The sequence below is a fragment of the Winogradskya humida genome (genome assembly GCF_016862215.1).
Lineage (GTDB): Bacteria > Actinomycetota > Actinomycetes > Mycobacteriales > Micromonosporaceae > Actinoplanes > Actinoplanes humidus.
In genome coordinates this window covers 89,694-114,562 of sequence record NZ_BOMN01000029.1, presented here as the reverse complement: position 1 = coordinate 114,562, position 24,869 = coordinate 89,694, and the positions used below count along the sequence as shown (strand labels likewise).

Annotated in this window: 25 protein-coding genes and 1 riboswitch; of the genes, 14 read left to right on the top strand and 11 right to left on the bottom strand. The window is 67.4% G+C overall.

Annotation, left to right across the window (positions count from 1 at the left end):
• Positions 1-24: 24 nt before the first annotated feature.
• Positions 25-333 (bottom strand): putative quinol monooxygenase, encoded by a 309-nt coding sequence (locus Ahu01nite_RS12750; RefSeq protein WP_203836688.1) that lies wholly within the window; start codon positions 331-333, stop codon positions 25-27.
• Between the two features lie 89 nt (positions 334-422).
• Here Ahu01nite_RS12750 and Ahu01nite_RS12745 point away from each other — a divergent pair, with 89 nt between their 5' ends.
• The 3 genes from Ahu01nite_RS12745 to Ahu01nite_RS12735 all read left to right on the top strand — a co-directional run bounded on the left by Ahu01nite_RS12745 (position 423) and on the right by Ahu01nite_RS12735 (position 2,853).
• Positions 423-1,169, top strand: coding sequence for a TetR/AcrR family transcriptional regulator (locus Ahu01nite_RS12745; RefSeq protein ID WP_203836687.1), 747 nt, complete (start codon positions 423-425; stop codon positions 1,167-1,169).
• A 65-nt stretch (positions 1,170-1,234) separates the two neighbouring features.
• Entirely contained in the window at positions 1,235-1,636 is a 402-nt protein-coding gene (locus Ahu01nite_RS12740; RefSeq protein WP_239158807.1) for a YciI family protein, read from the top strand.
• Entirely contained in the window at positions 1,636-2,853 is a 1,218-nt protein-coding gene (locus tag Ahu01nite_RS12735) for an RNA polymerase sigma factor (RefSeq protein ID WP_203836686.1), read from the top strand. The genes Ahu01nite_RS12740 and Ahu01nite_RS12735 overlap by 1 nt, the downstream gene beginning before the upstream one ends.
• On the opposite strand, the gene Ahu01nite_RS12730 is transcribed toward Ahu01nite_RS12735, so the two are convergent.
• Positions 2,818-4,008 (bottom strand): MFS transporter, encoded by a 1,191-nt coding sequence (locus Ahu01nite_RS12730; RefSeq protein WP_203836685.1) that lies wholly within the window; start codon positions 4,006-4,008, stop codon positions 2,818-2,820. The genes Ahu01nite_RS12735 and Ahu01nite_RS12730 overlap by 36 nt on opposite strands.
• Positions 4,009-4,067: 59 nt before the next feature.
• Between Ahu01nite_RS12730 and Ahu01nite_RS12725 the strand changes: the two genes are divergently transcribed.
• On the top strand, positions 4,068-5,018 hold the full coding sequence (locus Ahu01nite_RS12725; protein WP_203836684.1) for an ArsR/SmtB family transcription factor: 951 nt from the start codon (positions 4,068-4,070) through the stop codon (positions 5,016-5,018).
• On the opposite strand, the gene Ahu01nite_RS12720 is transcribed toward Ahu01nite_RS12725, so the two are convergent.
• The 3 genes from Ahu01nite_RS12720 to Ahu01nite_RS12710 form a co-directional block, all read right to left on the bottom strand.
• A complete protein-coding gene (locus tag Ahu01nite_RS12720; protein WP_239158806.1) occupies positions 4,959-5,498 on the bottom strand; it encodes a phosphoribosyltransferase in 540 nt (179 codons plus the stop codon). The two genes, Ahu01nite_RS12725 and Ahu01nite_RS12720, sit on opposite strands and share 60 nt — an antisense overlap.
• 196 nt (positions 5,499-5,694) lie before the next feature.
• Entirely contained in the window at positions 5,695-6,591 is an 897-nt protein-coding gene (locus tag Ahu01nite_RS12715) for a DNA-processing protein DprA (RefSeq protein ID WP_203836682.1), read from the bottom strand.
• 102 nt (positions 6,592-6,693) lie between these two features.
• Positions 6,694-8,244, bottom strand: coding sequence for a cation:proton antiporter (locus Ahu01nite_RS12710; protein WP_203836681.1), 1,551 nt, complete (start codon positions 8,242-8,244; stop codon positions 6,694-6,696).
• A gap of 29 nt (positions 8,245-8,273) precedes the next feature.
• A riboswitch (ZMP/ZTP riboswitch) is annotated at positions 8,274-8,388 on the top strand.
• Between the two features lie 19 nt (positions 8,389-8,407).
• Here Ahu01nite_RS12710 and Ahu01nite_RS12705 point away from each other — a divergent pair.
• The 3 genes from Ahu01nite_RS12705 to Ahu01nite_RS12695 all read left to right on the top strand — a co-directional run bounded on the left by Ahu01nite_RS12705 (position 8,408) and on the right by Ahu01nite_RS12695 (position 11,503).
• Positions 8,408-9,832, top strand: coding sequence for a glycine hydroxymethyltransferase (locus Ahu01nite_RS12705; RefSeq protein WP_203836680.1), 1,425 nt, complete (start codon positions 8,408-8,410; stop codon positions 9,830-9,832).
• 532 nt (positions 9,833-10,364) lie between these two features.
• The gene (locus tag Ahu01nite_RS12700; protein ID WP_203836679.1) at positions 10,365-10,976 is read left to right on the top strand and encodes a DUF6879 family protein; all 612 of its coding nucleotides are present in this window, start codon (positions 10,365-10,367) and stop codon (positions 10,974-10,976) included.
• Positions 10,973-11,503 (top strand): DUF6082 family protein, encoded by a 531-nt coding sequence (locus tag Ahu01nite_RS12695; RefSeq protein ID WP_203836678.1) that lies wholly within the window; start codon positions 10,973-10,975, stop codon positions 11,501-11,503. Before Ahu01nite_RS12700 ends, Ahu01nite_RS12695 begins: the two co-directional genes overlap by 4 nt.
• Before the next feature lie 240 nt (positions 11,504-11,743).
• Here Ahu01nite_RS12695 and Ahu01nite_RS12690 read toward each other — a convergent pair whose 3' ends face one another.
• Both Ahu01nite_RS12690 and Ahu01nite_RS12685 read right to left on the bottom strand, forming a co-directional pair.
• On the bottom strand, positions 11,744-12,196 hold the full coding sequence (locus Ahu01nite_RS12690) for a hypothetical protein (RefSeq protein ID WP_203836677.1): 453 nt from the start codon (positions 12,194-12,196) through the stop codon (positions 11,744-11,746).
• 60 nt (positions 12,197-12,256) lie between these two features.
• The gene (locus tag Ahu01nite_RS12685) at positions 12,257-12,757 is read right to left on the bottom strand and encodes a metallophosphoesterase family protein (RefSeq protein ID WP_203836676.1); all 501 of its coding nucleotides are present in this window, start codon (positions 12,755-12,757) and stop codon (positions 12,257-12,259) included.
• Positions 12,758-13,182: 425 nt separating this feature from the next.
• On the opposite strand from Ahu01nite_RS12685, the gene Ahu01nite_RS12680 reads away from it, so the two are divergent.
• Both Ahu01nite_RS12680 and Ahu01nite_RS12675 read left to right on the top strand, forming a co-directional pair.
• The gene (locus tag Ahu01nite_RS12680) at positions 13,183-15,390 is read left to right on the top strand and encodes a discoidin domain-containing protein (protein WP_203836675.1); all 2,208 of its coding nucleotides are present in this window, start codon (positions 13,183-13,185) and stop codon (positions 15,388-15,390) included.
• 179 nt (positions 15,391-15,569) lie between these two features.
• Positions 15,570-17,309, top strand: coding sequence for a pectate lyase-like domain-containing protein (locus tag Ahu01nite_RS12675; protein ID WP_203836674.1), 1,740 nt, complete (start codon positions 15,570-15,572; stop codon positions 17,307-17,309).
• On the opposite strand, the gene Ahu01nite_RS12670 is transcribed toward Ahu01nite_RS12675, so the two are convergent.
• A complete protein-coding gene (locus Ahu01nite_RS12670; protein ID WP_203836673.1) occupies positions 17,296-18,102 on the bottom strand; it encodes a LacI family DNA-binding transcriptional regulator in 807 nt (268 codons plus the stop codon). The two genes, Ahu01nite_RS12675 and Ahu01nite_RS12670, sit on opposite strands and share 14 nt — an antisense overlap.
• Before the next feature lie 141 nt (positions 18,103-18,243).
• On the opposite strand from Ahu01nite_RS12670, the gene Ahu01nite_RS12665 reads away from it, so the two are divergent.
• From Ahu01nite_RS12665 to Ahu01nite_RS12655, 3 genes are read left to right on the top strand one after another with little or no spacing between them, the layout of a single operon-like run.
• The gene (locus Ahu01nite_RS12665; protein WP_203836672.1) at positions 18,244-19,293 is read left to right on the top strand and encodes a sugar ABC transporter substrate-binding protein; all 1,050 of its coding nucleotides are present in this window, start codon (positions 18,244-18,246) and stop codon (positions 19,291-19,293) included.
• Positions 19,266-20,318 carry an ABC transporter permease gene (locus Ahu01nite_RS12660; protein ID WP_239158805.1) on the top strand — a complete coding sequence of 351 codons (1,053 nt, stop codon included), beginning with the start codon at positions 19,266-19,268 and terminating at the stop codon, positions 20,316-20,318. Before Ahu01nite_RS12665 ends, Ahu01nite_RS12660 begins: the two co-directional genes overlap by 28 nt.
• Positions 20,318-21,094, top strand: a complete 777-nt coding sequence (locus Ahu01nite_RS12655; protein WP_203836671.1) for an ATP-binding cassette domain-containing protein — start codon at positions 20,318-20,320, stop codon at positions 21,092-21,094. The genes Ahu01nite_RS12660 and Ahu01nite_RS12655 overlap by 1 nt, the downstream gene beginning before the upstream one ends.
• Here the strand turns inward: Ahu01nite_RS12655 and Ahu01nite_RS12650 are convergent.
• Entirely contained in the window at positions 21,084-22,004 is a 921-nt protein-coding gene (locus Ahu01nite_RS12650) for a quinone oxidoreductase family protein (protein ID WP_203836670.1), read from the bottom strand. The two genes, Ahu01nite_RS12655 and Ahu01nite_RS12650, sit on opposite strands and share 11 nt — an antisense overlap.
• 58 nt (positions 22,005-22,062) lie before the next feature.
• Between Ahu01nite_RS12650 and Ahu01nite_RS12645 the strand changes: the two genes are divergently transcribed.
• A complete protein-coding gene (locus tag Ahu01nite_RS12645; protein WP_203836669.1) occupies positions 22,063-22,500 on the top strand; it encodes a MarR family winged helix-turn-helix transcriptional regulator in 438 nt (145 codons plus the stop codon).
• A gap of 10 nt (positions 22,501-22,510) precedes the next feature.
• Here Ahu01nite_RS12645 and Ahu01nite_RS52005 read toward each other — a convergent pair whose 3' ends face one another.
• Positions 22,511-22,807, bottom strand: coding sequence for a helix-turn-helix domain-containing protein (locus Ahu01nite_RS52005; RefSeq protein ID WP_438874770.1), 297 nt, complete (start codon positions 22,805-22,807; stop codon positions 22,511-22,513).
• Positions 22,808-22,968: 161 nt separating this feature from the next.
• On the opposite strand from Ahu01nite_RS52005, the gene Ahu01nite_RS12635 reads away from it, so the two are divergent.
• Complete coding sequence (locus Ahu01nite_RS12635; RefSeq protein WP_203836668.1) at positions 22,969-23,331, top strand: hypothetical protein; 363 nt, start codon at positions 22,969-22,971, stop codon at positions 23,329-23,331.
• A gap of 528 nt (positions 23,332-23,859) precedes the next feature.
• On the opposite strand, the gene Ahu01nite_RS12630 is transcribed toward Ahu01nite_RS12635, so the two are convergent.
• Positions 23,860-24,846, bottom strand: coding sequence for an aldo/keto reductase (locus Ahu01nite_RS12630; RefSeq protein WP_203836667.1), 987 nt, complete (start codon positions 24,844-24,846; stop codon positions 23,860-23,862).
• Positions 24,847-24,869: the final 23 nt, after the last annotated feature.

The following is a 24,869-nucleotide window of genomic DNA, read 5'->3' as shown; positions in this document are numbered from 1 at the left end:
CGGCGGGCTGCCGGCATGCGGAGTTCAGGCGACCGGTGCGGCGGAGTACGGGTGAACGGCGACGCGCATCGGCGGCTCGGCCAGCAGCCCGATGATCTCATCGCGGAGTTCGTCCGCGAGGGGGCTGTCCTCGTAGCCGGCCTTGGCCTCCTCGGACTTGAACACCTCCATGTTCCACAGCACGTCCGGGTCGTCGTCCTCGCGGGCGATGATGAACCGGTCGGAGGATCCCGATTTCTGCATGCCGGCGGTGGCGAGCTCGAACAGCTTGTCGCCGAGTCCGGGCTTGGCGCGCATCTTGATGATGTAGGCCGGCTGGTCGTGAAGTGCCATGGCGGTCTCCCTCTCTCTTCTCCGAACACCGTTCGGAGTACGTGGATTAATGTACGTCTCGACAACACCTTTGCAAGCGGGGAGTGACATTGCCGACGGAACGCCAGAAAGGCTCATCTCGGCCGCGTGAGCTCGTCTGGGCTCGCGCGGAGCGTGCCACCAAGGGGCCGGCCCCGTCGACAAGCCGGCGGCAGATAGCCGCAGCCGGTGTCGCCCTCGCCGACGCCGAGGGGCTCGAGGCGGTGTCGATGCGCAAGATGGCGACAGCGCTGGAGGTCGGGACGGCATCGCTGTACGGCTATGTCGGCAGCAAGGACGAGATCTACGATCTGATGGTCGACTGGGTCGAGGGCGAGGACGGCCCACCGCCACCACCGGGCGGTGACTGGCGCAGCGACCTCACCGCGCTGGCGCACCGCATCCGCGGGTCCATCCTGCGACATCCCTGGATGGCCGGCGTCGCAGCGGGACGGCCCAACTTCGGACCGAACTCCCTCGCCTGGGTCGAGTACGGCCTGACCGCCCTGGACGACCTGGAGCTCACCATCGACGAGATGCTCGTCGCCAGCGAGATCCTGCATGCCTTCGTCCGCGGCTTCGCCATCCGGGAACTGGCCGAGCAGCAGGCCCTGCAACGGGCCGGCCTCGATGACCAGGAGTGGGGTCGCGTCCTCGGCCCCTACATGGACTCGATCGAGAAGAGCGGCCGATACCCGCGATTCATCCGCGTGGTGCGGGAGGCGCACGTCCCGCATGCCGCTGACCGGCAGGAAGTCATCTTCACCACCGGCCTCGACTACATCCTCGACAGCTTGTCACCCCGCGCATCCCGGTGAGAATTTTCTTGGAAGGGCGTGTCGATCTGGCCTTGGCTCGTTCGACGTGTGGGGGCGAGGGCCGGGTGGCGGTTCTGCTGGATGAGGAGATGGCGATGTCGAAGTACATGCTGATCATGCGGGGGACCGACGAGTCGAACGCGGCGATGATGGCGAACATCGAGGAGCTGATGACGACTACCGGGCAGTTCATCGAGGATCTGGTCAAGGCCGGCGTCTATGTCGGGGCTGAGGGGCTTGATGACGCTCGCAAGGGTGTGGTGGTCGACTTCGGCGGCGAGGTGCCGGTGGTGACCGACGGGCCGTACGGGGAGACCAAGGAGCTGTTCGGGGGCTTCTTCCTGGTGGACGTCTCCTCGAAGGAAGAGGCCGTGGAGTGGGCCAAGCGGGTGCCGGTGGCGCGCGGGGCCAAGATCGAGGTTCGGCGTGTGCCCGGCGAGGATGAGGTTCCGGAGATCGGCGCCTGATGGGTGCGGTCGATGTCGAGGCTGTCTGGCGGATCGAGTCGGCGCGGATCGTTGCTGCGCTGACCCGGTTCACCGGGGATTTCGGGCTGGCGGAGGACGCGGCGCAGGAGGCGGTGGCCGAGGCGCTGGTGTCGTGGGCGGTCGAGGCTCCGACGAACCCGGCGGGTTGGCTGATGGCCACTGCCCGGCGCCGGGCGATCGACGCGATCCGCCGCCGGGTCGCCCTGCAGGACCGGTACGCGCTGATAGCGGCCGCGCCCATCGAAGAAGATGTGGAAGCCGACCCGGACCGGATCGACGACGACGTGCTGGCGTTGATGTTCATCAGCTGTCATCCGGTGCTGTCGCCCGAGGCCCGGGTGGCGTTGACCCTGCGCGTGGTGGCCGGTCTGTCCAGTGAGGAGATCGCCCGGGCGTTCCTGGTGTCCGTGCCGACCGTGCAGGCGCGGATCACCCGGGGGAAGAAGACGATCGCGGCGGCCGGGGTGCCGTTCGAATTGCCGCCGGTCGGGGAGCGGCGGCAGCGGCTGGGTGGGGTGCTCAGCGTCATCTACGTGATCTTCACGGAGGGGTCGACGGCCACGTCGGGGGATCGGCTGGTGCGACCCGAGGTCGCGTACGAGGCGATCAGGCTGGCCCGCACGCTGGCCGCGCTGCAGCCGGCCGAGCCGGAGGTGCACGGGCTGCTCGCTCTGTGCGAGCTGACGGCCGCGCGCTTCCCGGCCCGGACCGCCCCCGACGGTTCGCCGGTCCTGCTGGAGGATCAGGACCGGCGGCGGTGGGACCTGTCGGCGATCCGTCGTGGGCTGGACTCGCTGGCCAAGGCGTCACCTCGTGGGCTCGGGCCCTACGGTCTGCAGGCTGCGATCGCCGCGGTCCACGCGTCGGCACCCTCGGTCGAGGCAACCGATTGGGACCGGATCGTGGTGCTCTACGAGGCGCTCGGCCGGGTCGCGCCCTCTCCGGTGGTCGAGCTCAACCGGGCGGTCGCCGTGGCCATGGCCACCGGTCCGGCGCAAGCCCTGGCCATCGTGGACGAGCTGATCGCCACCGACCGGCTTCCCGGGTCGCATTTACTTCCGACGGTACGCGGTGAGCTGCTCACCCGTCTCGACCGGCGACCGGAAGCCCGCGCCGAACTGGAGCTGGCCGCCCGCCTGTGCGCCAACGAGCGCGAACGGTCAGTGCTGCTCCGCAAGGCTGCCGCGCTGGACTGAGTGATCCCGCAGCGGCCGCGTCAGCGCCATGCTGACCAGCAAGGACGCCGCACCCATCGCGGCGATCGCGGCGCCGGCCGGCAGGTGCTGCGCCACGAGCCCGGCGAGCGTCGCGCCGACTGCCTGCATGGCCATGGTTCCGGAGCTCTGCAGGCCCAGCGCCTGACCCCTGATCTCCGGGCCGGTGATGGCGAGCAGTCGTTCCTGCAACAGCAGACCCGCCCCGTAGCCGGCCGACGCGACCGCCACCAGGATCACCGCCACGGGTGCGTCGAGGGGAAGCGCGAACAGCAGGTACGGCGCGGCGAGCAGCAGTCGCAGGGGCGTCACGAAGCGGGGGCGGAGCCGGGGCGGGATCAGGCGGCCGGCGGTCAGATCGCCGACGAGCATGCCCAGCGCGGCCGCGATGAAGAGGGCGGCGGCGTGGCTTCGGGCGTACGGAACAAAGAGGGCTTCGGCTCCCACGACCAGGCCGTTCGGCACCCAGAGGGCCAGGAAGATGGTCCGCCGTGCCGGGGTTGCCCAGAGCTGACGATTGACCTGCCAGGTCGCCCGGACCGAGGGGCGGCCGGTCGCGCGGGGTGGCCGCCGGGTCAGGCCGAGCCGGGCGACGGTTGCGCCGGTGAGGCAGAGCAGGCCGCCGATGACCAGGGCGATCCTGGGGGAGAGCAGCACGACGAGCAAGCCGCCGACGGCGTACCCGATGATCTGCATTGTCCCGACCGAGATGTTGAACAGGGAACGGCCGAGCAGATAGCCCTCCGGGGGCAGGATCTCGCCGAGCAGACCCCAGCGGACGCCGGCACCGACCGACGCGACCAGGCCGGTGCCGAAGATGATCGCGAACGCGGCGGCCAGCGGCATCCCCGGCAGGGCGAGCGCCAGGTTGCTCAGCCCGAAGGTGACACCGATCAGCGTTACCGCCGCCCGGGGAGGCACCCGGTCGGCGATCGAGAGCAGCATCGTCGCCCCGATCACCTGGGCGAACGACGACCCGAACATGCTCAGCGCGGAGAGCAGCGGCGAACCCGTCCGGTCGTAGACGAGTGTGCCGAGCGCGAGGCTGCCCAACGTGGTCGCCGCGACCTGCAACGCGGAATAGGTGAACAACGTGGCGAACTCGGGGACACGGAACAACTCGCGGTAGGTACGCACGGCCAGAGTGTCGATGGCCGGGCTGCCCGGGCCGTACAGTTTCGCGGGGAGGCGAAACCATGGGGGTCTGGCTGATCGATGCGGACGTGCTTGCGCGTAGCCGGTTCGCGGTGTCAGCGCTCAGCGAGACCGTGGGTGCGCTGCTGGTTCTGCTGGGTGGGCGGCCCGCGCCGGGGCAGATCACCGATGTCGCTGCCGCACGGGCCGACTTTCGCTCGCTGATCGCGGCGGACCCTGTTGCGGCCGGCTTCGCGCGCGCGGCGAAGGCGCCGGGCTGGATCGCTGACTTCCTCACCACGCCGTCGACCGGGGACTTCGCTGCGGAGGTGGGGCGCTTACGGCGTACCCCTCAAGAGGTTCTGCTTGCTGATCTTGCCTATTGCCTCGGCGGGGAGGAACCCGCCGAACTGCGGATCCCCGACCTCGCCGACCGCATCGCCGACATCATGACCTGGATCTGGAACCGGACCGTACGCCCGGACTGGCCCCGCCGCGCCCGCATCCTCGAAGCCGACATCGTCGCCCGCACCCAGTCCCTCAGCACCGGCGGCTGGGCCTCAGCGCTGGACGGCCTGCGCCACGACCTGCGCTGGCTCGGCGAAGGCCGCCTCCAGATCAACGCCCACGCCCACCCACCCCGCGACCTCACCGGCGCCCACCTGCTCTTCATCCCCTCCACCACCGCCCGAGGCTGGGCCGGCTTCGGCCCCCCGCACCGCTACTCCCTGATCTACCCCTGCTCCGGCGCCCTCGTCCCCCACAGCCCCAAGCCCCCGGACGCCCTCGCCCGCCTCCTCGGCCCAGGCCGAGCCGCCATCCTCACCCACCTGGCCACCCCGCTGAGCACCACCCACCTCGTCGCCGTCACCGGGCTGCCCCTCGGCGCAGTCGGCAACCACCTCCGCATCCTCCTCAACGCCGGCCTCCTCCACCGCCGCCGCACCGGCCGCTCAGTCCTCTACTACCAAACCCCCACCGGCCAAGCCCTCACCGCCGGCATCACCCATTGAGCAGCGACTCTCATCGAACTCGGGTGCTTTGCGAAGGCGTTCGTTGAATAACCTGTAGTGCTCATATCTGACACCGTCGGCGGGATTGACGTGCCTGCCGAGCACGACCGCCCCCACCTTGACCGCACCTGCGGCCTTCAGCGCGAATGCGAGCGACTGAACTCTCGCTCCCGTCGTCCAGGTGTCGTCGATGACCAGCACCCGAGGAACACCGTCGAGGGAGTGGCTGTCCACCGCGAATCTGTCCGGATGGAACTGTCTGTCGTCGGCGGGATATCGATCGTTTGCGGTGGCGAGCACGTGCGGCAACCGCACACCGCCGGCCAGGATCGTGTAGAGCGGATGCTGTCCCCGTCGCCCTCGCGTGGAGGGAACCGTGGCGATGTGGGTGAACGGGCCACCTAACGCGGCAGCGAAGCATCGGTGGTGGGTGCTCAGAAACGAGCTGCCGAGCGCGCGCAGATTGATCTGGGCATTCACGGAGGGTCGGACGGCAAGTGTCCATCCGGCACCGCAGGCTCCCCGGCACACCTGGCAGATATGTCCGCCGGCAGGGAAAGGATTTCGGAGGAACGCACGTTGCTGTGCAACCCGGGCGGCTCGATGCGCGGCACTGTCAGGTTGACAGCTAGGCATGCGACAAGTATGTCACACGAAGAGTAGTAGCGATCGTCAGTCAGGACACGAATTCACCAAGGCTGTCGGGTATCTGCCGAACGATCTCGTTGACCACCGTCACCAGCTCGTCGGGGTCGCGGACGACGTGGACGCCTGGCCTGGTCGCGTAGTCGCGTGCCCAGTCATGCACGAGCAATTCGTCCGGGAGTACAACTGGCCGGCCATGCTCCAATGCGAGCCGTGCCTGCATCCGGGCGCCGCTTCGATACTCGGCCTCCACGACGACGGTCGCCGCCGAGTAGCCGCTCATTACGGCATTCCGCATCGGAAATGAGAACTTGGTGGGGGCCGCGTCGGGCCAGAACTGGCTGATGACCAGGCCCTCGGCCGCGATCCGTCGTTGGAGCGCACGGTTCTCGGCGGGGTAATAGCGGGTTATCCCGGTGCCGATGACCGCAACTGTCCGCCCGCCCGCTGTCAGAGCGGCAGTGTGCGCTGCGGTGTCGATGCCCGCCGCGAGGCCTGAGACGACGGTGATGCCGTCCCCAGCCAGTGCGCCCGCGATCCAGCCGGCCATCTGAGCTCCGCGCTCGGTCGGCTTGCGGGTTCCCACTACGGCAACGGCCCGCCGGTCGGGCGCCAGAGTCCCTTGGCTGAACAGCAATGGCGGCGCCTGATGAACGTCACGCAGCCTCGTGGGGTAGCTGACATCGAAGAGTGAGTGGACACCGATGCCGCCCGACACCCACCCGTCGACGAGAGCGGCAGCCTCCGTCAGAGCGCGGTCGAGTGCCGCCTTGTCGTGGAAGAGGGTGTCGCCAATGCCGAACTGCCGGTTCAGCACCTCGACCGCGCTGCCGTTGTCGAGCAGCTCGGCCGTGACGTCGGCCCATTTGACCCCGGGTTGCCGCAGCAGGGTCACGAGAGCGACTCGCTGATCGAGCTCCGCAGGCATGGCGTCGATGGTATGCCCGAGGTGGTGGGGGTGCATCGGGAGTCCGCTCACTGTTTCTCCTCCTCAGAGACCATAATCGCACAGGTGTACGACACTTTGGTGTCAGGTGAGGGTGTGGCGGGCGGCTTGGCGGAGGTCGATTTCGTTGATGAGGGATCTGGCGGTTTCTTCGTCGACGGTGCCTTCGGTGACTGCGTGGCTGAGGGCTGTTCGTTGTTTGTCGTAGTCGTCGTCGGAGGTGCCGGTGGCGGCTGCGTTGACGAGGTCCTTGGCGTGCTGGCGCATGGCGGCGGACTGTTCGCGCTCTTCGCGTACGTCCAATCGAAGCCAATTCACCAGGAAGCGGATCGTGGTGCCCTGGATGAGGAGGGTTCCGAGGGTGACGATGAGGGCGATGGCCTGGATGGCGGATCTGCCGGGGAACTCCGCGCCGGAATCGGTGGTTTCCGGAATGCCTGCGGCGGCGGCCAGGGTGAGGATTCCGCGCATACCGGTCCAGCTCACGACGAGGGTTTCGCGGGTGCTCGGGGCACCCAGTGGGGTGTCGAGGCGTTTGCGACCGCGGGTGCGGCGGGTGCGGTGTTCTTCGAGGCGGCGGGCGAATTCGGGGTCGCGGGCCAGGCGGCGTTTGTTGAGGAGGTCGTTGAGGCGCCAGCGGCCGAAGAGGGCGTAGACGCCGGCGATTCTGATGACGATTGCTGCGAGGAGGAGGACCGCGGCCGCTATGAGCGTACGGCTGAGGCCTGGGTCTTCTGATTGCCGGAGGTCGTCGAGGACGAATCGGAGTTGCAGGCCGATGTAGGCGAACACGAACGTTTCCAGAAGGAAGTCGATGACCGGCCAGAACGACTCTTCCTGCAGGCGGGTCCGGTACGCCCCCGGATACTGGTGCCGCGGGTCCAGTGACGTGTTGATGCTGATCGAGAACGCCGCCATGACCACGGCGAGGATGCCCGAGGCGTGGACCTGTTCGGCGAGCAGGAATGCCGTGAACGGAACCAGCAGGGCCAGGGTGGTTTCGAGGGTCGGGTTGCGCAGGATCCGGCGTACCCAGAGGGTGATGAGGGCCAGACCCGCACCGATCGCCAGCCCCACCCCGGCGTTGTAGAAGAAGTCGCGGATGCCCGAGCCCCAGCTCGCGTGCACACCGCTGACCGCGCCGATCGCGATCGTGAAGAGCGTCAGCGCCGTCGCGTCGTTGACCAGGCTCTCGCCGGTGAGGATCGTGGTGACCCGGCGGGGTAGCCCCAGCTCCTCGCCGTGCGACACGGTGGTGATGGTGTCCGGCGGTGCCAGCACCGAGCCCAGGACGAACGCCGCGGCCAGGCCGATCGTGGGCAGCAGCCACGATGACAGGAACCCGAGCGCCGCCGCGGTGCCCAGCACCAGCAGCACACCCAGGTTGATGATCGCGCGCAGGTTCTGGCCGAACGCGGTGAACGACGCGCCCCGGGTCGCCGAGTAGAGCAACGGCGGCACCACGAGGGCCAGCATCACCTCGCTCTCGAGCTCGAGCCGCGGCATGCCGGGCAGAAAACTCGCCGCTGCGGCCAATGTCACCACGATCAGGCCGGGCTGCAGATTGCGCCGGTGGGCGACCGCGGTGATGACGATGCCGGCCCCGACGATGAGCAAGATCTGTACGCCGTTCACGAGCGACAGGGTAATAGCCGGTATGCTGGCCCGTGGGCCGTGACTGGCGCGTTCGGATGGATGACCATCGGGGAGCGGCCTCACCCAAGTAGTGGGTGACTCACCCAAGTAGTGGGTGAACTGCCGTGCGCCTGGGCCTCTTCACCTGTGATAGGGAGGCCCCATGTCTGAGCTCAACGCCGAATCGACCGCCTTTCGCGCGGCCCTTGATGTCGTCCGCGACGTCGACCCCCGCATCGCCGACGCGATCGCGAAGGAGCTGCACGACCAGCGCGAGTCCCTCAAACTGATCGCTTCCGAGAACTACGCGTCCCCCGCGGTGCTCCTCGCGATGGGCAACTGGCTCTCCGACAAGTACGCCGAGGGCACCATCGGCCGCCGCTTCTACGCCGGCTGCCAGAACGTCGACACCGTCGAGTCGATCGCCGTCGAGCATGCGAAGGCCCTGTTCGACGCGCCGTACGCGTACGTTCAGCCGCACTCCGGCATCGACGCCAACCTCGTCGCGTACTGGGCGATCCTGGCCGACCGGGTCGAGGTGCCGTACCTCAAGAAGTTCGAGAAGCGTCAGATCAACGACCTGACCGACGCCGAGTGGGCCGAGCTGCGCGCCGCATTCGGCAACCAGCGCATGCTGGGCATGAGCCTCGACGCCGGCGGTCACCTCACCCACGGCTTCCGCCCGAACATCTCCGGCAAAATGTTCGACCAGCGCTCCTACGGCGTCGACGCGGCAACCGGCCAGATCGACTACGCCGCCCTGCGCGAAACCGCCAAGGAGTTCAAGCCCGCGGTCATCGTCGGCGGCTACTCCGCGTACCCCCGCAAGGTGAACTTCGCCACGATGCGCGAGATCGCCGACGAGGTCGGCGCCACGTTCATGGTCGACATGGCCCACTTCGCCGGCCTGGTCGCGGGCAAGGTCTTCACGGGCGACTTCAACCCGATCCCCCACGCCCACATCGTGACGACCACCACGCACAAGAGCCTCCGCGGCCCCCGCGGCGGCGCGGTCTTCGCCCAGCCCGAGCTCGCCGACCAGGTCGACCGCGGCTGCCCCATGGTCCTCGGCGGCCCCCTCGCTCACGTCATGGCCGCCAAGGCAATCGCCTTCGCCGAAGCCCGCCGCCCCGAATTCGCCGGCTACGCCCAGCGCATCGTCGACAACAGCCAGGCCCTCGCCACCGGCCTCCTCAACCGCGGAGCCACCCTGGTCAGCGGCGGCACCGACAACCACCTAGTCCTCGTCGACGTCGACAAGTATGGCCTCACCGGCCGCCAGGCCGAGCAGGCCCTCCTCGACAGCGGCATCGTGACAAACCGCAACTCCATCCCCCAGGACCCCAACGGCGCCTGGTACACCTCCGGCATCCGAGTCGGCACCCCGGCCCTCACCAGCCGAGGCCTCGGCACCGCCGAAATGGACCAGATCGCCGACCTCATGCACACGGTCCTCTCCAGCACCAAACCCGGCGCCAGCAAGGCCAAATTCGACCTCGACCCGGCCATCGCCGACCGAGTCAGCAAGCAGGCCAACGAAATGCTCGGCGCCTTCCCCCTCTACCCCAGCGTCGATCTCGGAATCTGAAGCTCTAAAAGGCATTAAAGGCTGAAGATGTCGTAGGTCCGTGCGGGGTACAGACCGCAACTCCCGTCGAGGCCGGGCCCGGAGATCCAAGGAGCTGGCGCTCCAAAACGGACCTCCGGGCCCTTCCTTCTGCGTGCGTGCAAGACCAACACCCCGCCACTCCGATATCGCCTCTATCTGGAAATCCGACGGGCGGGAAACCGCCGGGACGCGATTACACTGAGTGCCGAATCCTATGCGGATCGGAGATCTCGATGTCACGACCGTGGGAAGCCGACCCGAGCGCCCGATTGGTCCGACGCCTGGGCAAGTCGGCATTGGAACTGGGGGCGACCAGCGCTGGGCCTACCTGTCCTGATGTCTGGGAGTTGGAGAACGCGACATCGCATTGATCGGGCGTGAGTACACCGCCGACTACATGGGACGTCTGCCCGATGGAGTCGCGATCGGCTCGGATGAGCGCCTCGTAATTATTCCCCGCAGCATGTTGATCGCGGCTAAGCTTGACATCCCCGATGCCTAGACTGAGTCCATGTCGCCGCTACTCGACGCTGTTGTCACAGAGTATCTTCCGCTCAAGGAGTACATCGCCGACTTCACGGTGGTCTCGGCTGATCTTGCCGGAGACATCTGGAAGTCCGAACGAGCGCAGTACTTTCGGGAACCCGGCAACAAGAGCTGGGAGTCATTCGTCGCCGGCCGGTGGGACGAAGCAGTCGAGACGGCAGAAGCCGATCTTCCCGATTTGACGGCCTACTACACGAGTCTTGCCCAACAGGGGTCCCGCTTCTACCGGGTGCGCGTTGTCGATTTTCCGGTAAGCGAATACCTGCGGTGGGAGCTGCACGTTCTCCGCGTTCGAGCCAAAGCGGGCGAGCGAATTAGAATCGCCCAGCCCGCCGTCACAGCTCCCGCCGAGCAGAAGTACGGCACCATTCCTGAGTTATTGATTCTGGGCGATCTCGCAGGCTATGTAGTTGACTATGGCGCCGACGGTGCGCCTTGCGGGGCGGCGAAGTTCGTCGAGCCCGCAGCGATCGCCCGGTGCCGCGCATCTCTCCGGGATATCTATGACAGCAGCGAAGAGTTCGAGGAGTTCTTTGCGCGGGAGGTTGCTACCGCCGAAGAGCACGACGACCGGTGAACCGCTCGGGTGCGATCGTTGGGCGTTCGTTGCGGGCTGCCATGTTGCGCACTGCAACGCTCGCGCTGATCGTGCTTGCCATCCTCGGCGCGTTGGGCGCCGTACTCCTCTCTCCATTCGCCCTGTCGCGGTTGCCGGCTGGGGAGCGCGTCGACTGGGGAACGCTGAGCGATGTCGGTCAGACCTACGGCGCTGCGTCCGCGGTTCTTTCTGTGCTCGCCCTGGGCGGCGTTGCCGTGTCCCTGCACATGCAAAGACGCGAATCCAAGGCGGCTCGAGAGCAGTCGATCCGTGGGCTGCACACCGAACTGTTGCGCATGGCGCTCGACGACGAGACTTTCCTTGAATGCTGGGGATCTATCGGGGACCCGGTCGACGTTGCCTGGTACCGCCAGCACATCTATCTCAACCTGATCGTGTCTCACTGGCAGATGATGTGGGAGATCGGTGCGCTCACCGAGGCGCATCTGCGGCTGACCGCAGCGGGACTGTTCGGCGGGCCGCTCGGGCGCCGTTACTGGGGGTGAGGCACGTGATGCCCGGCGGACCGTTGGACCGTGCCTCGGTGCATCCACGATCGTCGGTCCTGCAGAACGCTGCGTGGATCGGAGTGGGCGCGGCGGCGGGCGTCATGGTGTCCCGGGTTCTCGGAAGAAGATCTTTGCGTTAGATCCTTCTCAGGATTCGGCCGGGCCAGCAGGCCGAAGCCGGTCATCGGGTCGAGCTGATCGAAACCCCCCAGAACGTCCATCCCGGACTGAACTGCCTCAGTCCGGCACATAGGCGGTGCGGACCGGGACTACCTGGGCCTGCAGATCGAGCAATTCCCTGTTGCCGAGCGGCCGGGCCAGATTCAGAGTGGCGGTGCGGGTCGTGCCTTCCATGGTGCAAACCCCGCCGTAGGAATTGTGCTGCTCCAGAACAAGCACCACGACGACCGTGGCCGATTCCACAGCTTCACCCGCATAGTCGGCGCCACACGCCGTGCTGGCAGACCCTCGCGCGCCGGTGAAAGTGACCGAGATCCGTGTCGTGGCCGGATCTGCCGTCGCCGACAGAAGGGCTGCGCCGGCGTACATGTTCGGGGAGGGCCGGCCGGGATAGGTCGCCAGAATTGATTTCGCCTGTTCGCGTTGCGCCGACCAGGTCTCGCCCGGGGACAACGTCTGGTTGCCGATGCTGTCGTTCTTGGACCCGCAGCCGGACGTCAGCGCCGCCACTGCAAGAACGGCACACCACGCTCGCCCTGCAAAGAGGGTTGTCCTTCTCATCATGTTGATCTAACGAGCCGGCAGATTGTGGAGTTCGACGTCGAGGACGGAGCCTGACTCGATCGTTGCCGTCATGTAGGTGCAGGAGGGCTGGCGGCGGCGGTCGGTGGGGCTGCCGGGGTTGAGGAGGCGGAGTCCTCGTGGGGTTTTGGTGTCCCAGGGGATGTGGGAGTGGCCGAAGATCAGGACGTCGATGTCCGGGAAGAGGGCGTCGCAGCGGGCGGGGCGGCCCTTCGCATCGCCGGTCTCATGGATGACGGCCAGGCGGACGCCGTCGAGTTCCGCGCGGGCGATCTCTGGGAGTCGGGCGCGTAAGGCAGCGCCGTCGTTGTTGCCGTAGCAGGCGATCAGGCGCCGGGACCGGGCCTCGAGAGCGTCCAGCGTCGCCACGTCCACCCAGTCGCCGGCGTGGATGGCCACGTCCGCTGAGTCGATGGCTGACCAGAGGGCTGCCGGGAGGTCGCGCGCTCGCTTGGGGAGGTGGGTGTCGGTGGTGAGGGTCAGGCGCATGCTGCCACTGTAGGACGGGGGTGCCCTAAAAGTCAGAAATGACCGTCCTGCTTGGAGCTGTGGATTCCGGCGCCAGGTTCCGGAACCGGAAATGCGTTATCAGGGCTTGCCCAGCGCCTCGCGATGTGCCGTGCCGGCACCGGTCGAAAGTGCTGTTCTGGCAGCTCAGCAACGGTCTTAGGCGGTGCCGGGAGCGGCCGCGACGCATCGAGATCAAGTTATGGATTAACCAGGCCTCCCCGGGGTGGCGGAACCGGTTCCGTGGGCCGCGCGTAACAGCGTGGCCGAACCTTTGACACATCGGCGTAACGAACTTAGCGTCCACAGGAACCGGGTGAGCGCTCTCCGAAGATCGCTCGCCGGGTGGAGCTTCCCCTGCTCCCGGCCGCGTCCCCGCGCGTCCGTACCTCCGTAAAGGAGAAGTCATGACCGTCCCCACCACCATCCCCCGACCTCGCCGGCGGTGGCGCCTCGGCGCTGCCGGCGGCCTGGTCGTCGCGGTGGTCGCCGCATTCGGCGCTATGACCACACTGAGTGCGCACGCCGCTGAGACCCTGCTGTCGCAGGGCAAGCCCACCACCGCTTCGTCGTTCGAGAACGAGGGTGCGTTCCCCGCGGCCGCCGCGACCGACGGCAATACAGGTACGCGCTGGGCGTCCGCATTCGTCGACCCGAGCTGGCTGCAGGTCGACCTCGGTACGAGCTCGGCGATCAACCGCGTCGAGTTGAACTGGGAGGCCGCGTACGCGACGTCCTTCAAGATTCAGACCTCGGCGAACGGCAGCACCTGGTCCGACGCCACCGCGGCGATCGCGGGGCAGGCCGGTGTCCAGAGTGTCACCGTGAACGCGACCGCCCGCTACGTGCGCATGTACGGCACAGCGCGCGCCACGGCGTACGGATACTCGCTCTGGGAATTCAAGGTCTTCGGTGGCACCGCGACCGACCCGACCACGCCGCCGCCCACCGGGCCGACCGTGCCTCCGGGTGGCAGCCTCGGCGCGAACGTGATCGTGTTCGACCCGTCGCAGTCAGCGGCGTCGATCCAGAGCCAGGCCGACACGATCTTCCGGCAGCAGGAGTCGAACCAGTTCGGCACCGAGCGCTACGTGCTGGCGTTCAAGCCGGGCACCTACAACGGCCTGAACATCCAGGTCGGCTTCTACACCTCGGTGCTGGGGCTCGGGCAGAACCCGCAGGACACCCGGATCAACGGTGACATCACCGTCGACGCGGGCTGGTTCCAGGGCAACGCGACGCAGAACTTCTGGCGCTCGGTGGAGAACCTGTCGCTCTACCCCGTTTCCGGGGCGGACCGGTGGGCCGTCTCGCAGGCCGCGCCGTTCCGGCGGATGGACATCCACGGCGACCTCAACCTCGCCCCCGCAGGGTACGGCTGGGCCTCCGGCGGCTACATCGCCGACTCGCGGATCAGCGGCTCGGAGCAGCAGTACTCGCAGCAGCAGTGGTTCACCCGCAACAGCACGATCGGCTCGTCGCTGAACGCGGTGTGGAACCAGACGTTCGTCGGTGTGCAGGGCGCTCCGGCAACCAGCTTCCCGAACCCGCCGTACACCACGATCGCCACCACGCCGGTCATCCGGGAGAAGCCGTACCTGTTCCAGGCCGGCGGTGCCTACCAGGTGTTCGTGCCGAACCTGCAGACCAACGCGTCCGGGGTCACCTGGGCGAACGGCAACACGCCGGGCACCGCGCTGCCGCTGACGCAGTTCTACGTCGCCAAGCCCGGTGACAGCGCCGCGACGATCAACCAGGCGCTGGCGCAGGGGCTCAACCTGCTCTTCCAGCCGGGTGTCTACCACGTCAACCAGACGATCAACGTGACCCGGGCGAACACCGTCGTGCTCGGCCTCGGCTACGCGACGATCATCCCGGACGGCGGCGTCACGCCGTTGCAGGTGGCCGATGTGGACGGCGTGAAGATCGCCGGTCTGCTCTTCGACGCCGGCACCACGAACTCGGCGAACCTGCTGGTGATCGGCCCGAACGGCAGCAGCGCGAACCACGCTGCCAACCCGACCACCGTGCAGGACGTGTTCTTCCGGATCGGCGGCTCGATCGCCGGTAAGGCCACGAACAGCCTGCTGGTGAACAGCAACAACACGATCATCGACCACATCTGGGCGTGGCGCGCCGACCACGGCAACGCCGGCACGTACGGCTGGACGATCAACACCGCTGACAGCGGCCTGATCGTGAACGGTCAGAACGTCACCGCGTACGGCCTGTTCGTCGAGCACTACCAGAAGTACGAGGTCCAGTGGAACGGTAACGGCGGCCGTACGTACTTCCTGCAGAACGAGCAGCCGTACGACCCGCCGAACAACGCCACCTGGCGCTCGGGTGCCAACGGCTACGCCGCGTACAAGGTCGCCGACTCGGTGACCAGCCACGAGGCGTGGGCGATGGGCAGCTACTGCTACTTCAACGTGAACCCGGCGGTGCACTCGGACCGTGGCTTCGAGGTTCCGGTGAACAGCGGCGTGAAGCTGCACAACGTGTTCACGGTGTCCCTGGGCGGCCAGGGCGTCATCGACCACGTCGTCAACAACACCGGCGGCCCTGCTCAGGGCACCGACACCGTTCCCGTGAACGTGGTCAACTTCCCCTGACGGCACCGATAACAGAAATGTGAGCTGCCCCGCGGACGGAAGTCTGCGGGGCAGTTTTCTATGCACTTTGGCGACAAAACGACCGGTCGCCGAGAAGATCGTCCTAGCGTCGGACGTGGCCGCGGTGACGTTTCCCCGAACGCCCCGCGGCAAATCCCCCCTCGCTAGGAGCAAACGCTGTGAAGAAGAAGCGCTTAAGCGCGCTCGGAGCCGTGGTCGCCACAGTGGTCGGCGGTTACGCCGCGGTCACCGTGCTGCATGCCGATGCGGCCGAGCAGGAAGTACAGGCCGGCGGTGATCTCGGCTCGAACGTGATCGTCTTCGACCCGTCGATGGCCGCCACGGACATCCAGGCGAAGGCCGACGAGATCTTCAAGAAGCAGGAGTCCAACCAGTTCGGTACGGACCGCTACGTGCTCGCCTTCGAGCCGGGCACCTACAACGGCCTGAACATCCAGGTCGGGTTCTACACGTCGGTGCTCGGTCTCGGGCAGAATCCCGATGACGTCCAGATCAACGGCGACCTCACGGTTGACGCGGGCTGGTTCGACGGCAACGCCACCCAGAACTTCTGGCGGTCGGCGGAGAACCTGTCGATCACTCCCGTCTCGGGTGCGGACCGCTGGGCGGTGGCGCAGGCCGCGCCGTTCCGCCGCATGGATGTGCATGGAGACCTCAACCTCGCCCCTGACGGGTACGGCTGGGCGTCCGGCGGCTACATCGCCGACTCGCGGATCAGCGGGGCCCAGCAGCCGTACTCGCAGCAGCAGTGGTTCACCCGTAACAGCGAGATCAAGTCGAACGAGAACGGCGTCTGGAACATGACGTTCTCGGGGGTGAAGGGCGCCCCGGCCCAGAGCTTCCCGAACCCGCCGTACACCGTGCTGCCGACCTCGCCGGTCACCCGCGAGAAGCCCTACCTCTACGACGGCGGCGTGTTCGTCCCCGACCTGGCGCACGACTCTTCCGGCGTGAGCTGGGCGAACGGCAACACGCCGGGTAAGAGCCTGCCGCTGAGCGAGTTCTACGTGGCGAAGCCGGGTGATTCGGCGGCCACCATCAACGCCGCGCTGGAGCAGGGCCTGAACCTGCTGCTCACCCCGGGCGTCTACCACGTCGACGACACGATCAAGGTGACGCGGCCGGACACGGTGGTGCTCGGCATCGGCTACGCCACGATCATTCCCGACAACGGCGTGACCCCGATGCAGGTCTCCGACGTGGACGGCGTGAAGATCGCCGGTGTGCTGTTCGACGCGGGTACCGCCAACTCGGAGAACCTGCTGGTCATCGGCGAAGATGGAGCCTCGGCGGACCACGCGGCCAACCCGGTTTCCGTGCAGGACGTGTTCTTCCGGATCGGTGGCGCCGGGCCCGGCAAGGCGACGAACAGCCTGCTGGTGAACAGCGACGACACGGTCATCGACCACATCTGGGCGTGGCGTGCCGACCACGGCGCCGGCGCGGGCTGGACCGAGAACCCCGCCGACTCGGGCCTCGTCGTCAACGGCGACGACGTCACCGGGTACGGGCTCTTCGTCGAGCACTACCAGAAGGACAACGTCGTCTGGAACGGCGAGAACGGCCGGACGATCTTCCTGCAGAACGAGATGCCGTACGACCCGCCGAGCCAGGACGCCTGGCGCGCCGACGCCAAGGGGTACGCGGCATACAAGGTCGCGGACACCGTCAAGAACCACGAGGCGTGGGGCCTGGGCAGCTACTGCAACTTCACCGCCGACGAGAGCATCCACGCGGAGCACGGCTTCGAGGTGCCGGTGACCGACGGCGTCAAGCTGCACGATCTGCTGACCGTCTCGCTCGGCGGCAAGGGCACGATCGACCACGTCGTCAACCAGACCGGCGACGCCGCACAGGGTGCCGAGACCGTGCCGGTGAACGTGGTCAGCTTCCCGTAGCAGGCCGGATCTCCCCGGAACCGCGGGCGATCAGCGTTGTAGGGATGCTGATCGCCCGCGCTCCCTGCGTACCCCCATCGATCTGCTCGAAGAGTGCCCCCGCGGCCGCCCGGCCTGTCGCGGCAGGATCCTGAGCCACCACGGTGACCGCGGGTTCGAGCAGGTCAGCCGTGGGAAAGTCACCAAGCCCGACCAACGCCACCCGGTCCCGCAGCCCGCGCTCGCGCAGCGCCCGGACCACCTCGATCGTGACCGACGTGCTCCCGGCGAGAATCGCAGTGGGCGGATCCGGCAGCGCGAACACCGCGTGAACCTCCCGCTCCACAAACACAATTCGCCGATGCCCGTGGTTCCTCAGATGGCGCATCCCCTGACCGATCCCGGCCTCGCGGTCGATGACGACGCTCGGCAGGTCCACCACCGCCGGAGCCGTCAGGATCACCCCGTCCACGTGCCGCCGGGCGAACGCCTCCACCAGGTCCTGCGCCCGCTGCGGGTCGTCGTCGGTGCTGCCACCGAGCACATGTACGCCACGCGCGCGGGCCTCGTCCTCAACAGCGCGATGCACCGCCGCGGAGAACGGTCCGGCCAGGTCGGTGAGCAGGACCCCGATCATCCGGGTACGCCGATCGTTGCGCCGCAGCATGCTGGCACCGAGGTTCGGCCGGTATCCCAGCGCGGCAACGGCCGCCCGCACCCGCGCGGCGAGCCCGGGGTCCACTGTGGTCTCGCCGTTCACCACCCGGGACACGGTTTTCAGGCTCACGCCCGCGTTCCGGGCGACATCGTTCATGGTGGGCCGCCCCACGACAGACCTCCCAATGATCACTGTACGCAATCTGCCGGAAACTTATTGTTGACAGTCGATGCATGGCGACGTCTACTGCAAGACAACGTTGTCTCTCGATTTGTGCTAAATCGGTTTGGAGGGGACATGCGGCAATGGATCGTGCCCCGGGGCGGGCGACTCGGCCCGGCAGTGGTCGTCGGGGTGCTGGTGGTGGGCACCGCGGCGGCATGCGGCGGCGGGACGGGCGAACCGGTCGTCGGCCTCATCACCAAGACGGACACAAACCCGTTCTTCGTGACGATGAAGAAGGGCGCCCAGCGCGAAGCCGGCCAGCAGGGTCTCGAACTGCAGTCGTTCGCGGGCAAGCAGGACGGCGACAACGAGGCGCAGGTGCTGGCGATCGAGAACCTGTCGTCGTACGGTGCCAAAGGTTTTCTGATCACTCCCAACGATTCCAAGGCGATCGTCCCGTCGATCGACCTCGCCCATGAGCGGGGCATGCTCGTCATCGCCCTGGACACGCCGACCGACCCGCCGGACGCGGCCGACGCCACCTTCGCGACCGACAACTACCAGGCCGGGAAGCTCATCGGGCAGTGGGCGAAGGCGAAGTTCGCGAAGGACGGCCGGACGGCGAAGATCGCCATGCTGGACCTCAACGCCAACCAGGTCTCCGTGGACGTCAAGCGGGACCAGGGATTCCTCGACGGGTTCGGCATCCCGGTCGGCGACGCCAACAAGATCGGTGACGAGAGCGACCCGCGGATCGCCGGACACGACGTCACCGACGGCGCGGAGGACGGCGGGCGTACGGCGATGGAGAACCTGCTGCAGAAGGACCCGTCGATCAACCTCGTCTACACGATCAACGAACCCGCGGCGGCCGGCGCGTACCAGGCGCTCAAGGCCGCCGGGCGGGACAAGGACACGGTCATCGTCTCCATCGACGGTGGCTGCCCCGGGGTCGAGAACGTCAAGAAGGGCGTCATCGGCGCGACGTCGATGCAGTTCCCGCTGAAGATGGCGAGCATGGGCATCGAGGCGATCGCGAAGTTCGCCAAGGACGGCTCGAAACCGCAGGCCACGGCCGGTAAGGACTTCATCGATACCGGCACCACCCTGATCACCGACGACCCGCAGGCCGGCGTGGAAGCCAAGGATTCCACGTGGGGCACGCAGAACTGCTGGGGCTGAGCATGGCAACTGCCACCGAGACCGCCACCGACTTCGACGTCGCCAGGAACGACTCGTTCGGCCTGCGCGTCCAGCACATCCTGCACGGCAACCCGGTCCTCGGGCCGCTGGCCGTCCTGATCGTGGCGATCATCGCGTTCTCGATCGTCAACGTCCGCTTCTTCTCCGCCGCCAACCTCTCACTCGTCCTCGCGCAGGTCACCGTCATCGCCGTGCTCGCCCTCGGCCAGACGCTGGTGATCCTGACCGCCGGTATCGATCTCTCGGCGGGCGCCATCGCGGTCTTCTCCTCGATCCTGATGGCGGTTTTCTGCACCCGGGCCGGGCTGCCCGGCGTGCTTGCACTGCTGTTCGGTCTCGCCTTCGGCACGGCCATGGGCGCGCTCAACGGCTTCCTGGTAACCCGGATCAAGCTGCCACCGTTCATCGTCACGCTCGGCACGCTGACGATGTTCTTCTCACTGAACTCGGTGATCTCCAACAGCGAGACGGTCCGCGGCTCGGACATGCCCTCGATCATGACGTGGACCGGCAACTCCATCCCGATCGGCGGCTTCCGGCTCACGTACGGCTCGATCTTCATGTTGCTGCTGTTCGGGCTCTTCTTCTATGCCCTGAGCAGGACCGCATGGGGCAAGCACGTGTACGCGACGGGCGACGACATCGAGGCTGCCCGGCTCGCGGGTATCCGTACCAGTCGCGTGTTGTTCTCGGTCTACACGATCGCGGGTCTGCTCTACGCCGTCGGCGGCTGGATCCTGATCGGCCGCCTCGCCTCGGCCAGCCCCAACGTCGGCACCGACTACAACCTCGACTCCATCACGGCCGTCGTCCTCGGCGGCACCAGCCTCTTCGGCGGCCGGGGCAGCGTCCTCGGCACCCTGATCGGCGCCCTCATCGTCGGCGTCTTCCGCAACGGCCTCCAGCTCGGCGGCGTCGAAGTCGTCTGGCAAGGCTTCGCGATCGGCCTCCTGGTGCTCGTCGCCGTTTCTCTCGACCAGTGGATCAGGAAGGTGAAAACCTGATGACGACTCCCGTCCTGGAAGCGCGTGGCCTGACCAAACGGTACGGGCGGGTCGTCGCCATCAACGGCAGCGATCTCGAGCTCTACCCCGGTGAGATCCTCGCGGTCATCGGCGACAACGGCGCCGGCAAATCCAGCCTGATCAAGGCACTCTCCGGCGCCATCGTCCCGGACGAGGGCGAGATCTACCTCGACGGCGAACGGGTGACGTTCCGCAATCCGATGGAGGCCCGCGAGGCCGGCATCGAAACCGTCTACCAGACCCTCGCCGTCGCCCCCGGCCTCGACATCGCCGACAACCTGTTCCTCGGCCGCGAACAACGCAAACCCGGCGTGCTCGGCAGCGTCTTCCGGATGCTCGACCGCGGCCACATGCGCGCGGAGGCCCGGCGGCACATGTCGGAGCTGGGCATCGGCACCCTGCAGAACATCGGCCAGGCGGTGGAGTCGCTCTCCGGCGGCCAGCGCCAAGCGGTCGCGGTGGCCCGCTCCGCGGCCTTCGGCAGCAAGGTCGTCATCCTCGACGAACCCACCGCCGCCCTCGGCGTCAAAGAGGGAAACCGGGTCCTGCAACTGATCCGCGACGTCCGCGACAAGGGCCTCCCGGTCATCCTGATCAGCCACAACATGCCCCATGTCTTCGAAGTCGCCGACCGCATCCACATCCAGCGCCTCGGCCGCCGCGCCACGGTCATCACCCCGAAGAGCCACAGCATGTCCGACGCGGTCGCCATCATGACCGGCGCCGCCGAGCCGCCACCCACTGCTAAGGCTTGAGGACGACCTTGCCGAGGTTCCGCCGCGTCTCAATGATGCGGTGGGCCTCGGCAGCGTCGCCCAGCGGCAGCTCGGCGTGGACCGCGGGCCGAAGCCGGCCGTCCCGGGCGAGCTTCCAGAGCAGATCGTGGTGCTGGTCGTAGAGGTCCCGATGGGCGGCGGCGAAGTGCCGGACGGCCATACCGGTCACGGTCTTCGCGCCGCCCAGCAGGTCGGACGCGTCGATCGTCCCACCGCCCGAGTTGAAGAAGACCAGCCGCCCACCGGGCCGGACCGCTTTCAGCGCGGTGCCGAGCAACTCCCCACCGGCCCCGTCGAGCACCACATCCACCTGCACGTCATCGCCATACCTGACAACTTCGTCGGCCCCCAGCTCGCGGAGAAAGTCACCCTTGGCGAGATCACCAACTGCCGCAACCACTCTGGGTACGCCCTGCAGCTTGGCCAACTGCACAGCGAGGTGCCCCACCCCGCCGGCCGCCGCGGTGACCAGCACCGATTCTTCCGGCTTTACGTTCGCGACGCTCAACGCCGCCAGCGCCACGTGTCCACTACGGACGAGTGCGACGGCTTGTGAGGCGCTGCTGCCCTGCGGAAGGTGGGTCGTCATCACGGCGGGGACGACGACCAGCTCGGCATATGAGCCGGTGAAGGGCAGGGACACCACCCGATCCCCGACGGAAAACCCCGTGACGCCTTCACCGACCGCGAGCACCTCGCCGGCGACTTCCCCGCCGAGCACTCCGGGGAGCGGGCTCTTGGGGTCCCGCACCATGCGTACGGCGGGGAGGGTGACGCCGATGGACTCCGGGCGTACGGTCAACTCGCCCTGACCTGGCACCGGATCCGCTGCCTGCTCCACCGTCAGCACTTCCGGCCCGCCGTGCTCGTAATAACGCACTCTCCGCATGCCCGCCAGGCTAATATAACTCGTTGGGATATCCCAACGGTTTAGCTAGGCTACGGCCGTGACCGACGTCCCGTACGCCCCACACAGCATCCGAGTCCTGCCAAGCTGGCTACTGGGCCGGGCGGCCGCCCGAGGCCACCGCCTCGTCACCGAAGCCCTCGCCGCCGAAGGCCTGCGAATGATGCACCACGCAGTCCTCGCCACGGTCGCCGAGCTGGGCCCGCTCTCCCAGGCCGACCTCGCCCGAACCCTGCGAGTCGATCCCAAAGACATGGTCGCCATCATCCAGGACCTGCACGGCGACGACCTGATCGACCGCACCCCATCCCCGGTCGACCGTCGCAAGAACTCCATCACCCTCACCCCAGCGGGCCAGGCAACCCTGACCCGCACCACCCACCTCGGCAATCAGGCCAACGCCACCCTCACCGCCGCCCTGACCCCCGCCGAACAATCCCAGCTCATCGCCCTGCTCACCCGAGTGGTCGCCGGTTGAGTGGGGCTTCTCAGGCGATCTGTCGCAGGTCGTTGCCATAGGCGAAGATGATCCACATCTTGGCACCCAGCGCCTGCGCGTAACGGCTGAGCGTGGCGACCTCGTTCACATCGAGATCGCCGTTCTCGATCTGACTGACCCGCCCGGGCGTCACCCCCATGAGATCAGCCACCTGCCGCTGCGTCAGCCCCAGCCGCCCATTCCGCGTAAGGGTCTGCGTGCGTTCGGTGACCGTCCCGAGAATACGACACCACCCTCCGACGTAGCCGGTGGACGGAGTAACAGCCTGCTCAAAACGGCAAACCATGACGTGCCGGCCCGGCAATCATCGCCCTCCCGAAATCCATTCACCACCTCGCGGCTATCCCGATATTCACCATTCGCCATTCAGTCCCATGTGATATCCCTCAATACGATAAAGGCACACCCGCCCTTCCGATCAAGGTCCCCGCTGAGAAGGATCAAGGGATGACATTCGCTCAGCTGGAAATCTTTACCACAGTCGAATTGGCGTGGATTCGTGACCCGACCCGACGCCGAAACTACTCCCCAGCAACCGAGGAGTTCCGGCGTGAGCACCGGGTCCGGCGGGCTTTCGGAAAAGCACTAGGTCATGCCGCCCGGCTGCGCCGCGACTCTCCCGACGCCCGGACAGCGGACGGCAAAATCATGTGGATCGAGGCCGCACGTGCGTTGTTCCGCGACGCGAACACCAGCCGGGCTCAAGCCGACGCCGCATACGAGCGTGACCGCAGACGCGCCACCGGCGACCTGTTCGACTGGGGCCGTTTCACCAACCGCTGGCGAGTCAAATACGGCACCGCCTGCTGACAAATGACTAGACGATATCCACAGCCCCCAACGAGAGATGAAAGGAAGCCGACTTCATACAGAGCAGCACACGCCAGGCGACCTACGCCACCACGGGTTCCGCCTACAACGCCACACCGCCCGCATCCAAGGACACCGAACACCGGACGCCTCGCGACCACGACCCGAACCCGGCCGCTGGGCCGTTACCCAGCAGGCAACCCCGAAAGCCACACCCTGACCGCCGGCCGGGATGCCACACACCGGGCCGACACCCGCAGTCGACCCCCGAGAATCGACAAACACCACAACCACGCCGGGACCCTGGACCACCGGCCGGATCACCACGGCAGCCCTCGATCCCGCATATCGAACGCGGCCGCGCGACCCGAACAAAACCGTCACCCAACGTCAACGGCCGTTACCTGGAAGGCCTCATTGCTCGCCCCTCCGTCGCATTGACCGGCCGGTAGTTCTCCGGGTCGGTCTGTCGCAGGGTTCGCAGCCACGCGCGGACCTCTGTGGTGATTTTGATGGTGCGGGGTTCGGTTACCAGGAGGGGAGCATGGCTTCGGGGTAGCGGGAGCCGGCGGCGCCGTGGGGGAGGATCTGCTGGATGCGGGTGAGGTCGTCGGGGGTGAGGGTGACGTCGGCGGCGGCGACGTTTTCGGCGAGGCGGGCGGGGCTTCGGGTGCCGGGGATCGGGACGATGTGGGGACCCTGGGCGAGGAGCCAGGCGAGGGCGAGCTGGGTGACCGCGATGCCCTTGCTCTCCGCGAGGGTGGTCAGCTGCTGGACCGCGGCCAGGTTCTTCTCGTAGTTGCCGGGCTGCCAGCGGTCGTCCCAGCTGCGCATGTCGTCCGCCGGGTATTCGGTGGCCGGCTTGACCGTGCTGGTCAGGAAGCCGCGGCCGAGCGGGGAGTAGGGCACGAAGCCGATGCCGAGCTCGCGGACGACCGGGAGGACGTCGGCCTCGACCGCGCGTTCGAAGACGGAGTATTCAGTCTGAAGGACCGAGACGGGGTGTACGGCGTGGGCCCGGCGGATGATGTCCGGGCCCGCCTCGCTGAGGCCGAAGTAGCGGACCTTGCCCTCGGCGATGAGCTCACCGATCGTGCCCGCGACGTCCTCGATCGGGACGTCGGGGTCCACGCGGTGCTGGTAGAGGACGTCGATGTGGTCCGTGCCCAGGTAGCGCAGGCTGTTCTCGGTGACCTCGCGGATGTGGGACGGGCGGCTGTCCAGGCCGACGCCGACGTTGGCCGGGTCGCTCAGGTCGAAGCCGAACTTGGTGGCGATCACGATGTCGTCGCGGAAGCCCTTCACCGCCCGGCCGACCAGCTGCTCGTTGCTGCCGGTGCCGCCGCCGTAGAGCTCGGCGGTGTCGATGAGGGTGACGCCGAGCTCGTACGCGCGACGGATCGTGGCTGTTCCGCCTTCTTCGTCGCCGGCGCCGTACGCCATGGTCATGCCCATCGTGCCGAGGCCGATGGCGCCCACGCTGAGGCCTTGTGTTCCTAGATCGCGTTTGTTCATGAGCCCAACGCTACGAACGTGGC